A 13,044-nucleotide genomic window follows, 5' to 3' on the forward strand; every position below is an offset into this window, starting at 1 on the left:
ATCTGGCGACGATGCGCGGCATGAGCCTGCGCATCACCCCCTCCCCCCTACTCGCCCTGGCCCTGCTGACTGCCGCACTGTTGAGCAGTTGCGGCGGCGGTAACGGCGAAGACAGCAAGACCAGCACCGCACAAGGCAATCAGCGCAGGATTGCAGCGGCAGGCGGCACCGGAACGCCGGTGGCGCCGGTGCTGAACGGCAACTGGACCCAGCTTCCCAACCCCAAATACGCGCCGCCGGTCGGACCCTATGCCCGCGTATGGACCGAGATGCTGTGGGATCCGTTGCTGCATGAAATGGTGATCTTCGGTGGCAATGGCGCCACCGGTTACGAGAACGACATCTGGTCGTACAACGCCAGCACGACCAACTGGACGGTCATTGACCCGCAGGTCAACTGTCCAGGCAACTACGGCTTTGACAAGCCCAACGGCACGGACGACACGAACTTCAAGTACGACCCGGTCAATCGTCTGTACTGGATCTTCGGCGTGGCCAGCGGCTACCGCTGCCCTCCCTATGCCACCACACGCACCGCTGCCACCGGCACCACGGCCACCCAGGTCGTCGACCCCAGCCTGACCCCGCCCGCCAGTGGCAGCTACGTGCAATGGCACCTGCGTTCGGGCGGTTTTGACGTCCTTGTGAGCGGCTACGACGACAACGCCAAGACCCTGACCCTGGCCAGCCCCATCACTGGACTGAACCCGGGGAGCAGCTACCAGCTGTATGCAACCGCTGGTGCCGGCATCTGGTACTTCGATCCCGCCACCAAGACCTGGGTCGGCCAGGACACGCCGCCCGGCAACACCGGCATCACACCCACCGGCGCCCGGATTGCACCGGCCGTGGCCTATTCGGACGCGAGCGAAGCCTTCGTTCTGTTTGGCGGCAAATCGCTGGGCTCGGACAAGAGCGTCTGGCGCCTGGACGTGCGCACCAAGCTCTGGACTCAGTTGCCCGTGCCGAGCGGTGGCACGCCGCCTCACATGCGCGAGATGCTGAACTCCCTCGTCTACGACAAGGCCAACGACGTCTTCGTGCTGTTTGGCGGCGTCTGCTCATACGACGGGGTCTGCCCCGAGTACAGCAAGCCCGGGCAGACCTGGGTTTACCACCTGCCCAGCAACACCTGGACCAATATGAATCCGCCGGTCGCGCCGTCCCCCCGGGCGCAGCAGGTCATGAGTTACGACGAGGAGCACGGCGTCATCGTGCTGTTCGGCGGCGCCGAGGCCGGCACCGGCGAGGGTGTAGGTGCCAGCGACACCTGGTACTACCACGTTGCCAGCAACACCTGGACCCAGGTCAGCACGCCCACCACGCCGCCCGGCCGCTACCTGTCGCAGATCACCTATGACGCCGACCTGAAACGCACCGTGATCTTCGGCGGCCGCGCCACTGGCATGCTGGGCGACATCTGGGCCCTGAAGCTCGTCAAGGCCGTGGGCGCCCCCACCGTCGCCCTGACCTCCCCCACCGCCGGCAGCAGCTACTTCGCACCCGCCAGCATCAACATCAGCGCCGACGCCTCCGACGTGGGCGGCAGCATCAGCAAGGTCGAGTTCTTTGCCGGCGCCACCAAGATCGGTGAAGCCAGCAGCGCGCCCTATGCGTTGAGCTGGAACAACGTGGCGATAGGCAGCTATGCGATCACCGCCGTTGCCACGGACAACACCGGCATGACGGCGACCTCGGCTGCGGTCAACATCTCCGTCATCCCGGTGCCGAACGCGCCACCCACGGTGAGCCTCGGGGCGCCGATCAGTGGCGACGTCTTCACTGCGCCGGCCAGCATCACGCTCACCGCCAATGCGAGTGACAGCGACGGCACGGTCAGCAAGGTCGAGTTCTATGCCGGCAGCACCAAGCTCGGCGAAGCCACGTCGGCGCCCTGGTCCTACAACTGGTCCGGCGTGAGTGCCGGCAACTACAGCCTCAAGGCCGTCGCCACCGACAACGGCGGTGCCAGCACCACCAGCAGCACAGTCAGCATCGTCGTCAACCCGTCAGTCAACCAGCCGCCCGTGGTCAGCCTCACGGCGCCCACCGGGGGCAGCAGCTACACGAGCCCAGCCGCCATCACGCTGACCGCCAGCGCCTCCGATGCCGATGGCAGCGTGGCCAAAGTCGAGTTCTTCGCCGGAGCCACCAAGCTCGGTGAGAAAACCTCGGCCCCCTTCAGCTACGCCTGGACCGGCGTTGCCGCTGGCAGCTACGCCCTGAGCGCGCGCGCCACCGACAACAGCGGCGCCACCACCACCAGCAGCACGGTCAACGTCACCGTGTCCGACCCCGTGGGCAGTGGCCCCAGCGTCAATGTGGCCCTTCAAAGCAATGGTGGCGTGGCCTCGGCCTCGTCGGTCTATTCCACCGCCTATCCGGTCAGCGCCATCAACGACGGCAACCGGCGCGGCAACAACTGGGGCAACGGCGGCGGCTGGAACGACGCCTCGGCCAGCAGCTGGACCGACTGGGCACAGATCAACTTCAGCGGCAGCAAGACGATCAACCGCATCGTCGTGTACACGCTGGCCGACAACTACGCCAGCGCCCCCGAGGCGACGGCCAGCACCACGTTCACACAATACGGCCTGACCGACTTCCAGGTGCAGTACTGGAACGGCAGCAGCTGGGTCACCGTGCCCGGCGGCAGCGTCACCGGCAACAACTACGTGATGCGCGGCTTCACGTTCCCGGCCGTTACCACCGACCGCATCCGTGTGCTGGTCAGCAGCTCGCTCTACTGGTACAGCCGCATCGTCGAACTGGAAGCCTGGACCTCGGGCGATGCCGGCCCCAACACGCCGCCGGCCGTGGCCCTCACCTCGCCGCTGCCCGGCGCCAACTTCACGGCACCGGCCAGCATCACGCTGCAGGCCACCGCGACCGACAGCGACGGCAGCGTCGCCAAGGTCGAGTTCTTCAATGGCGCCACCAAGATCGGCGAGAGCACGACTGCGCCCTTCAGCTATGCCTGGACGGGTGTGACGCCCGGTGGCTATGTGCTGACCGCCGTGGCCACCGACAATGCCGGCGCCACCACCACGTCCAGCGCCGTGGCCATCGTCGTCAATGCGCCCAACGTGGCGCCCACGGTCAGCCTGAGCTCGCCCACCACCGGCAGCCTCTTCAGCGCGCCAGCCACGGTCAGCGTCAGCGCCAACGCGGCCGACAGCGACGGCAGCATCGTCAAGGTCGAGTTTTATGCCGGCGCTACCAAGATCGGCGAAAGCACGTCAGCGCCCTACGGCCTGAACTGGAGCGGCATGGCGGCCGGCAGCTACGTGCTGACGGCACGCGCGACTGACAACAGCGGCGCCGCGACCACCTCGGCCGGCGTCAGCGTCACCATCAACCTGGCGCCCACGGTCAGCTTGACCAGCCCGACTGGCGGCAGCAGCTACACGGCACCGGCCAGCATCACGCTCAGCGCCACGGCCGCCGACAGCGATGGCAGCATTGCCAAGGTCGAGTTCTATGCCGGTGCCAGCAAGATCGGCGAGGCCACTGCAGCGCCTTACAGCTTCGCCTGGACCAGCGTCCCGGCCGGCAGCTATGTGCTGACCGCGCGCGCCATCGACAACCGGGGCGCCAGCACCACCTCGACGACCAGCAGCATCACCGTCAACGCACCCAATGTGGCGCCCAGCGTCAGCCTCACGGCGCCAGCCGGCGGCAGCCTCTACACGGCACCTGCCAGCGTCACCCTGACGGCCAACGCCAGCGACAGCGACGGCATTGTCAGCAAGGTCGAGTTCTTTGCCGGTGCCACCAAGATCGGCGAGAGCCTGTCGGCGCCCTACAGCTTCAGCTGGAGCGGCGTCACGGCCGGCAGCTATGTACTGACCGCCCGCGCGACCGACAACAGCGGTGCCACCACCACCTCGGGCAGCGTGAGCATCACGGTCAACCCGCCGCCCAACCAGGCGCCGACGGTGAGCCTCACCGGCCCCGCCAACGGCAGCAGCTACACGGCGCCGGCCAGCCTCGTGCTGACGGCCACCGCGGCCGACGCTGATGGCACGGTGAGCAAGGTCGAGTTCTTTGCCGGCGCCACCAAGATCGGCGAGAGCCTGTCGGCGCCCTACAGCTTCAGCTGGAGCGGTGTGACGGCCGGCAGCTATGTGCTGACCGCCCGCGCGACCGACAACAGCGGTGCCACCACCACCTCGGGCAGCGTGAGCATCACGGTCAGCCCGCCGGCCAATGTGGCGCCCACAGTGAGCCTGACGGCGCCGGCCGGCGGCAGCAGCTACACCGACCCAGCAACGATCAGCCTGACAGCCTCCGCCAGCGACAGCGACGGCACGGTGAGCAAGGTCGAGTTCTTCGCCAATGGCAGCAAGATCGGCGAGAGCCTGTCTGCGCCCTACGCCTTCAGCTGGAGCGGCGTCACGGCAGGCAGCTATGTGCTGACCGCCCGCGCGACGGACAACAGCGGCGCCACCACCACGACGGCGGGCACCAGCATCACCGTCAACCCGGCCTCCGGCGGCAGTTCCATCAATGTGGCCCTGCAGGCCAACGGTGGCGTGGCCACGGCGTCCTCGGTCTACTCGACGGCCTACCCCGTGAGCGCCGTCAACGACGGCGACCGCAAGGGCAATCGCTGGGCCAACGGCGGTGGCTGGAACGACGCGTCGGCCAGCAGCTTCCCCGATTGGCTGCAGATCAATTTCAGCGGCAGCAAGACGATTGATCGCATCGTGCTGTACACACTGGCCGACAACTATGCGGCCGGCGTCGAGCCCACCGACAGCACCACGTTCACGCTCTATGGCGTTCAGGACTTCACGGTGCAGTACTGGAATGGCTCGGCTTGGGTCACCGTGCCCGGCGGTGCCGTGAGCGGCAACAACAAGGTGATGCGCTCGATCAGCTTCCCGGCTGTCAGCACCGACCGCGTCCGCGTCACCATCAGCAACGCTTTGTACTGGTACAGCCGCGTGGTGGAACTGGAAGCCTGGGGCAACTGAGCGACGGCAACTGGGCTGAAAGACAAAGGGCCGGCAATGCCGGCCCTTCTCATTGGAGCAGGACGGGGGTCTAGAGCCGGGCTTCGGGCCCGGCCATCAGGTTCTTGAGCAAGCGCAAGCCGAACTTGCCTCGGCTGCGGTCCCAAGGCGAGAAGCGCGGCACCTGGTGCAGGTCAGTGGCAGCACTGGCCGCCCCCCAGGCGGTGGAGACCGCGCTGTCAAAACCAAGGCGCTTGACGATGGCCACGCTGGCCGCGTCGTAGTCCTGCACCGGCTTGCCGTTCGGGTAGGCGAAATGCCGCACCGGCTCGCCGATTAGTTGCTCCAGCGCATCGCGCCCCTCAGCAATCTCAGTCTCGGCTTCGGCCTCGGACAGGCGCGCGAGGATGGGATGGTTCATCGTGTGGGCGCCGATCAGCATGCCGGCGCGGCGCAGCGCCCTCACCTGCTCAGAACTCATCATCAGGTTTTTCGGCAACTGCGCATGGCTGCGCTGTTGCAAAGCACCGGCCCATTCCTGTCGTTCACCCGGCTCCAGGTACTTGGTAGCCGAGAGCACGGCGCCAATGGCGGCGCGGCGTGCCTCTATCGATCCAAGGTCCAACTGGCCCAGCGCCGCAGCCGGCGTGCCCGTCAGGTCCAATGTCGCCTCCGGACACAAGCGTATCGACTCGATCACCGAGTCGTTCCACATGCGGCCCCCATTCAGGTAAGCGGTGGCGATGTAGAAGGTGGCCGGCAGGCCGTGCTTCTGCAGGATGGGCAGGGCGATGGCCTCGTTGTCGGCATAGCCGTCATCGAAGGTGATGGCCGCCGCCCGCGCCGGCAGGTCGCCGCGTTGGAGGCGGGCCATGGCCTCGTCCAGTGGCAAGACCTGGAACCAGTCCCTCAACCAGCCGCAGATGGCGTCGAAAGCCTGCCGGTCGATCTCACCCGGGAACAGCGGATCTGGCTGGTCCAGCACCCGATGGAAGATCAGGATGGACAAGCGGGCACGGGGCCCAGCCGGCGAGGCCAGCCCCATCAGCGTGCGGATCATGCCGACTCCGCCTTGGGGTCTGGCCGCGTCACCAGACCCAGCATCAGGTCCCAGCGACTGGTCTTGGTCTTGGTCTTGGCTTCGCTCAACCAGCCCTTGCCCTGCATCCAGACCCGTGTGGTCACCACCAGCACCATGACCACATAGGGCAGGTCGAAGTAGGACAGGCTCAGGAAAGCCCCGCCCACGGCAAAGGCCAGCAAACAGACCTGAGCCATGGTGCCAAGGTCGGAGCACCAGCGGGTCTCTGCTTGAGCCGCGCCGTTCTTGATCAGCCAGGACGCGCTGCGCCAGGTCGACACCCAAATGCCCAAGAAGATGAAGAGGCCGACAAAGCCGTGATTGCCCAGCACCTGGAAGTAGATGCTGTGCGCCGCATGCACGTAGTCGGGATAGGGCGAGAAGCGTGCGAACAAATCGGGCCGCGCTGCGTTGAAACCCACGCCGAACGGATAGTGGAAGGCCAGGTTCCAGGCGTTCCACCAGGCGCTGATGCGGCCCATGGCAGACCGATCCTGCTCGTAGGACTGGACCGAACTCATGCGCTCCGACCACTGGTCGGGCATCACGGCCAGCAAGGCCGCACCCACCACCAGCATCAGGATGGCCGGCATCAGCTTCTTCTTGGAACGCCACCAGAAGTACAAGGCCATCGCCACCGTGGCCAGCATGCCGCCGCGTGAATAGCTGCCCAGCGCCGAGGCGATGCAGAGAATCATCAGCACCGACATCACATGCCTCAGCAGCTTGCCGTCCATCTGCAGTTGCAGAAAGCGCAGCAGCGGCACGGTCATCACCATGGCCAGCGCGAATTCGTTGTTGTCGTAGATGAAGGAGCCCGGTGGTCCCCACACGCGATAGCTGCCGCCGGTCATCAGCGTGAAGAGCCCGCCCTTGGCGCCCAGCAAGGCGAGCGAGCCCACCGCCACCCAGCCCAGCAGCAGGATCTGCTTCTTGGTGTTGGCCAGGGCCAGGGCGACGAGGATCATGAAATCGATCTTCATGACCTTGTTCCACTGCGGATAGTCGCCATCGGTGTCGAGGCCAGCCAGCCAGGACAGCGTGATCCACAGCATGAACACGGTGAACCACTTGACCGGCGGGCCCAGAAAGGGGCTGTGCTTGTCGCGGGTGAACAAGGCACCGAGCAGCGTGGTCACCGCCACCATGGCGGCCAGCGGCGCGTCATAGGCGAATCCGTAGGTGTAGCGGTGCGGATTCATGATGCTCAGCCAAGTCCAGGCCAGGATGCCCACCCAGGGGCGCCGCAAAGCCGCCAGCGAGGCCAGCACGACGATGGTGATGATCAGTAAATCGCGCATGCGTTCAGGCGTTCAGGTCAGGGCTCAGACGGCGTGGCTGATGATGTAGCGGAACTTGCCGGACTTCTCGGGCGGGATGGTATCGACGATCTTGACCTCGACCTCCACCTGCTCGCCCAGCCGCTTCTTGAAGCCGGCAATGATGCGCGCCGGCGCGCCGGCATCGAAGCTGGCTTCCGGTACTAGCAGCACCTCGCAGCGCTCGCGGCTGTGCTGCACCACCTTGAAGGACGTGAGGCCCGGCAGGTCGCGCAGGATGTAGATCAAAGCCAGGCCATGCATCACCGTGCCCTCCGCCGTGATGACGAAATCGGTGCTGCGGCCCTGGATCTCCTTGAGCATCGGCAGGCCGCGGCCGCATGGACATTGCGCCGTATCCATCACCGCCACGTCACCGGTGCGGTAGCGGATGAAGGGGAAGTCGCTGGTGGCCAGGTGCGTGACGATGATCTCACCGGCCTCTCCCGGCGCGACGGGCATTCCATCCTTGTCGACCAGCTCGACGATCACGTCTTCGGCCGTCAGGTGCATGCCGCCCGACGGACATTGATGGGCAATGAAACCGGCATCACGGCCACCATAGCCGTTGGCCACCGGGCAGCCGAAGACCTCGGAGATCAGCGCTCGCTGCTCGTCGTAGAGGCGTTCGGAGGTGACGAAGGCGACCTTGATGCCGAGGTCGTCCATGCGCTGGCCCTTGGCGCGCGCATGCTTGGCGATGTGCGAGAGCGCCGACGGGTAGCCGAACAGCATGCGCGGCTTCTTGTGGCGGATCGCAGTCACGAAGCTGTCGAGCTTGGCCTCGCTCATCTCGAAGGCCGGCAAGAGCTCAGTGCGCAGCAGCTTGTCGCGGATCGCCTTGACGCGGTCCTGCGCGCCGAGCTCGATGGGTGAGCCCCAGACCACCATCTCGGGGTCGCCGATGTCCACGTCCCACCAGCGCGTGGCACGCCACTTGGCCGCCACGTCATGCGAGACGCGCTGCTTGCCGATGAAAAAGATCAGCGGCTCGCCCGAGGAACCGCCGGTGTTGAACCGGGCCAGGCCCTCAGCCTGATCGCTCTTGATGGCTTCGGTATTGGCGCGAATCACTGCCTTGGTCAGGAAAGGCAGGCGCTGCAGCTCCGAGAGGCTCTTGAACTCGCCGGCGGCAATGCCTTCACGGGTGAACAGCTCGCGGTAGTAAGGCACATGCCGCCCGACATTGGCCAGCAGCGCATTGAGCCGCTGGAGCTGCAGGGCTTCCAGCTCAGCCGGCTTCAGCCATTGGCTGCGCTCCATCTGCTTTCGCAGCGCCACCGAGTCGTGGTGCTTGAGCCGCTCATGCAGCGGGAACAGCGCGCCAGAGACGAAGCGGGTGTAGAGGGAAGGCATGGTGGATTCTGGCTCGCTCAGGAATGCTTGGCTGCCGGCGCGGCATGCGGTGGCAGATGGGCACGGTAGTGGCCGGCCAGCAGCGGCGCCACGCGGGCCCAGGTGTAGCGCTGCACCTCGGCCAGACCGGCCTGGCGCAATTGCTGCCGCAGCGCAGGCTCGTCCAGCAGGCGCAGCACAGCGGCAGCCAGCGCCGCTGGGTCTTTCGGCTGGACCAGGAGGCCGGTCTGTTCATGCAACAGCAGATAGGGCACGCCGCCCACATCGGTTGACACCACCGGCACGCCGCTGGCCATGGACTCGAGCACCGAGTTGGGCATGTTGTCAGCGAGGCTCGGGTTCAGCGAGATCGTGGCCTCGCGGTACAGCGCCGCCATCGCTTCGCGATCCAGGCGACCGGCAAAATGAATGGCACCGCCCTGCCCCAGCTCCTCGGCCAGCGCCTTCAAGCGGCCCAGCTCCGGGCCACTGCCGGCCACGGTCATGCGCACCGCCGGATAGCGCTCGCGCACCAAGGCCAAGGCGCGGATCGCGCTCTCGTTGTCATACAGCGGCTCCAGGTTGCGGGCCACCATCAGGTGCGGCGTGGCAGGTTCGTGCTCAGCCGGCTGGAAGCGCTGCAGGTCCACCACGTTCGGCACGATCTGCGCCTGGTAGCCATGGGGCGCGAACACCGCCTGCAGAAAACCGGACGGCACCAGCAGGGCCTGCGCGCGCTTGAGCGTCATCGCGACGACGGCGCCCGAAGATTCAAGAAAGCCGGCCGCCTCGCCCCCCCGGTAATTGACCATCACCGGCAGGCCACGCAAGCGTGCCAGCACGATGGCCGGCGCCGCATACAGATGCCAGGACCAGCCGGAGTTGGCCATCAGGTGCATCACGTCGTTGCGCCCTGCCGCGCGCCACAGCGCCCACAGATAAGGCAAGAGGCGGAAGAAGGCGCGCAGCATGGGGATACGCCCGACCCAGGCCGGCTTGAAGGCCGCGTTCGTCTGCACCAGTTCAACGTCAGCGCCCTCGCCACGCAGCAACTCCGAAAGCTGCCGGGTCTGATTGGCCATGCCGCCGGCTGGCGGCGGCAAGGGGCCGACCAGCAGGATGCGCAGGCGCTCGAACTCCTTCATCTCGCGCGTTCAGGCTGGCGCGCGGCGCGCACCCGCCAGCAGCCGCTCATAGACCGCCGGATAGTTGCTCACCGAAGCACGCCAGTTGCGCTCGTTCTCGACAAAGGCGCGGCCCTGTCGGCGCAGTGCGTCCCAGCTCTCGGGCTTGTTGAGCAGGCCCAACGTCGCTTCGGCAAGGGCCTCGGGATGGCCGGCCTTGAACAGCACGCCGGTCTGGCCGTCGCGTATCAGCTCCTTGTGGCCGCCCACGTCGGAGGCCACCAGGATGCGGCCCTGGGCCATCGCCTCCAGCGGCTTCAAGGGCGTGACCAGCTCGGTCAGACGCATCGAATGGCGCGGGTAGCAAAGCACGTCGACCAGGTCGTAATAGCGATTGACTTCGGAGTGCGGCACGCGGCCGGTGAACACCACCTTGTCGGCCACGCCGAGCTGCTTGGCTTGCTCCTTGAGTGCCGCATCCTGCGGGCCGCCGCCGACCAGCAGCAGACGCACGTCAGGCCGCTGGGCCAGCATCTGCGGCAAGGCCGCCATCAAGAGGTCCAGGCCTTCGTAGGCATAGAAAGAACCGATGAAGCCCAGCACCGTGCAGCCGGTGAGGCCGAGCTGCGCCTTCAGGGCCTCGTCGGGCTGGCCGCCAGGTTCAAAGTTCTCGATGTCCACGGCATTCGGTATCACCGTGACCTTGGCCGCCGGAATGCCGCGCGCCACGATGTCGGCACGCAGGCCCTCGCAGATCGTGAAGGCATGGTCGACCTGCTTCAGTGCATGGGTCTCCATGGCCCGCGTGATGCGGTAGCGCAGGCTGCCTTCCTTGGTCGTGCCGTGGTCCACCGCCGCGTCTTCCCAGAAGGCGCGGATTTCGTAGACCACCGGAATACCCAGCGCGCGGCCCACCTTGATGGCCGGCAGTGCATTGAGCACCGGCGAATGGGCATGGATGATGTGGGGTCGCAATTGCTCGGCCACCTGCTGCAGGCGCGCACGCGTCTGGCGCATCAGCTGCAACTGGCCGAGGCCGGGCAGGCCGCCGGTGGCCGGCGGCGTGCGGAAGAAGTGCCAGCCATCGACCGTCTCTTCGAGCGCGTCGGTCGCCTTGGGCCCGAGGCCGGCGGCGTGCTTGGGGCTGGTCAGGTGGTGGGTCTCCCAACCGAGCTTGCGCTGCTCGCGCAGCAGCGACAGCGTGCGAAAGGTGTAGCCACTGTGCAGCGGAATGGAATGATCGAGGACGTGCAGAACGCGGATAGTCATGCTCAGGCCACCGCCTCTTCGGCTTGTCGTGCGAGGCCGGTCACGTTCGCCCCGCCGTCCACGACCTGGCGCAGGAAGGCTTCGAACATCAACAGCGTCCACAGCGGCGCGCTGTAGTCATAGGCACCGCTCTGATGGCCATCGACCAGGTGGCGCAGGTACTCGGGCTGGAACCAACCGGTGGAGGCCAGGCGGTCGCCGAGGATGGCGTCACGCACGCGCTGCTTCAATGGCCCACGGAACCAGCGCGCCAGCGGCACGGCAAAGCCCATCTTCGGGCGGTAGAGGATGTCTTCCGACAGCTGCGGCTCCATCGCCTTCTTGAACAAATACTTGCCCTCCTGGCCCTTGATCTTGAGGTGGGACGGCAGCGTGGCCAGCCACTCGACCAGCTCATGGTCCATCAGCGGCTCGCGCACTTCCAGCGAGTGCGCCATGCTGGCGCGGTCGACCTTGGTGTTGATGTCGCCAACCAGGTAGGTCTTGGTATCGAGGTACTGGATCAGCGCCAGCGGATCGTCGGTATTGGACTTGGCGGCGTGATGATCGAACACGGCTTGTGCGTCGTACCCGGCCAGCTCGGCCTTGAATTTCTGGCTGAAGAGCTGGTCGCGCATCGGGCCGCGCAGGATGGAGACCGAATGGAAATAGGCCTCGACCGAGCTACGCGCCATGCCCTGGAAGGTGGTCTTGGCGCGGAACATGCGCGGCGCCCAGTCGGCCTTGGGGTAGATCTTCCCGAGCATGCCGAACAGCGGCTGGCGCAGGCCGGCCGGCAGGGCCGAGCGCATCTTCTCTTCCATCAAATGCATGCGGTAGCGGCGGTAGCCGCCAAAGCTCTCGTCGCCACCATCGCCCGACAGCGCCACGGTCACATGCTTGCGTGCCAGTTGGCAGACCCGGTAGGTCGGGATGGCCGAGCTGTCGGCATAGGGCTCGTCGTAGAGACGGGCCAGCATGTCGATCAGGTCGAAGTCGTCGCTCTTGACGATCTCGAGCCGGTGGTTGGTCTTGTAGCGATCGGCCACCGTCTGGGCAAAGGCCGACTCATTGAACTTGGGATCATCGAAGCCGATCGAGCAGGTGTTGACCGGGCCGTCCGAGATGCCGGCCATCGTGGCCACCACGGCGCTGGAATCAACGCCGCCCGACAGGAAGGCACCCAGCGGCACTTCGGCAATCATGCGCAGCCGCACCGACTCCTGCAGCCGCTCACGCAGCTCGTCGCAGGCGTCGTCAAGGCCGATCTTGTTGTCGAGCGTGAAGTGGACGTCCCAGTATTCGACCGGCTCCGGAATCGGTTGGCTGCGGCGGATCGTCAGGCTGTGGCCCGGGGCCAGTTTCTTGGCCTGCTTGAAGATGCAGCGCGGCTCGGCCACATAGCCGAGGGCGAAATACTCTTCGACCGCCAGCGGGTCGATCTCGCGGCGCATGCCGCCCTGCGCGTCCTGGTAGGCCAGGATGGACTTCATCTCGGAGCCGAACAGCAGCTTGCCGTCGTCCAGCAGCGAGTAGTACATGGGCTTCACGCCCAGGCGGTCGCGGGCGATGAAGAACGTCTGCTTGCTGCTGTCCCAGATCGCGAAGGCGAACATGCCGCGCAGCTTCTTGACGCAGTCGGGGCCCCAGGCCTCCCAGGCGTGCACGATGCATTCCGTGTCGCTCTTCGTGTGGAAGGCGTAGCCCAGTGCCTGCAGCTCGGCCATCAGGCTCTGATAGTTGTAGATCTCGCCGTTGAAGACGATGACCACCGAGCGGTCGGCATTGAACAGCGGCTGCTGGCCTGTGGCGATGTCGATGATGGACAGGCGGCGGTGGCCAAAGCCCAATCCTGGCTCGAGGTGCAGCGAGCCCTCATCGGGGCCCCGGTGCCATTGCGAGTCGTTCATGCGCTGCAACTGCTCGGGCGCGATGGCGCCGGTGCCGCGGGTGTCGAAAATTCCTGTGATACCGCACAT

7 protein-coding genes are annotated in these 13,044 nt (G+C 66.2%); 1 reads left to right on the plus strand and 6 read right to left on the minus strand.

Going from position 1 to position 13,044, the window contains the following annotated elements:
• Nucleotides 1–20: 20 nt before the first annotated feature.
• On the plus strand, nucleotides 21–4,979 hold the full coding sequence (locus J7U46_RS01400) for an Ig-like domain-containing protein (RefSeq protein WP_282823025.1): 4,959 nt from the start codon (nucleotides 21–23) through the stop codon (nucleotides 4,977–4,979).
• A gap of 70 nt (nucleotides 4,980–5,049) precedes the next feature.
• On the opposite strand, the gene J7U46_RS01405 is transcribed toward J7U46_RS01400, so the two are convergent.
• The 6 genes from J7U46_RS01405 to J7U46_RS01430 are packed head-to-tail and all read right to left on the minus strand — an operon-like array spanning nucleotide 5,050 to nucleotide 13,044.
• Entirely contained in the window at nucleotides 5,050–6,018 is a 969-nt protein-coding gene (locus J7U46_RS01405; RefSeq protein WP_282823026.1) for a polysaccharide deacetylase family protein, read from the minus strand.
• The gene (locus J7U46_RS01410) at nucleotides 6,015–7,340 is read right to left on the minus strand and encodes a putative O-glycosylation ligase, exosortase A system-associated (RefSeq protein ID WP_282823027.1); all 1,326 of its coding nucleotides are present in this window, start codon (nucleotides 7,338–7,340) and stop codon (nucleotides 6,015–6,017) included. The genes J7U46_RS01405 and J7U46_RS01410 overlap by 4 nt, the downstream gene beginning before the upstream one ends.
• A gap of 24 nt (nucleotides 7,341–7,364) precedes the next feature.
• Entirely contained in the window at nucleotides 7,365–8,714 is a 1,350-nt protein-coding gene (locus J7U46_RS01415) for an AMP-binding protein (protein ID WP_282823028.1), read from the minus strand.
• Nucleotides 8,715–8,731: 17 nt separating this feature from the next.
• Nucleotides 8,732–9,838: a glycosyltransferase family 4 protein gene (locus J7U46_RS01420; protein ID WP_282823029.1), complete on the minus strand. Its 1,107-nt coding sequence runs from the start codon at nucleotides 9,836–9,838 to the stop codon at nucleotides 8,732–8,734.
• 9 nt (nucleotides 9,839–9,847) lie between these two features.
• Nucleotides 9,848–11,080, minus strand: a complete 1,233-nt coding sequence (locus tag J7U46_RS01425) for a TIGR04063 family PEP-CTERM/XrtA system glycosyltransferase (protein ID WP_282824930.1) — start codon at nucleotides 11,078–11,080, stop codon at nucleotides 9,848–9,850.
• An 8-nt stretch (nucleotides 11,081–11,088) separates the two neighbouring features.
• Nucleotides 11,089–13,044 (minus strand): XrtA/PEP-CTERM system amidotransferase, encoded by a 1,956-nt coding sequence (locus J7U46_RS01430; protein ID WP_282823030.1) that lies wholly within the window; start codon nucleotides 13,042–13,044, stop codon nucleotides 11,089–11,091.

Source organism: Pelomonas sp. V22, assembly GCF_030014915.1.
Classification (GTDB): Bacteria; Pseudomonadota; Gammaproteobacteria; order Burkholderiales; family Burkholderiaceae_C; genus JAUASW01.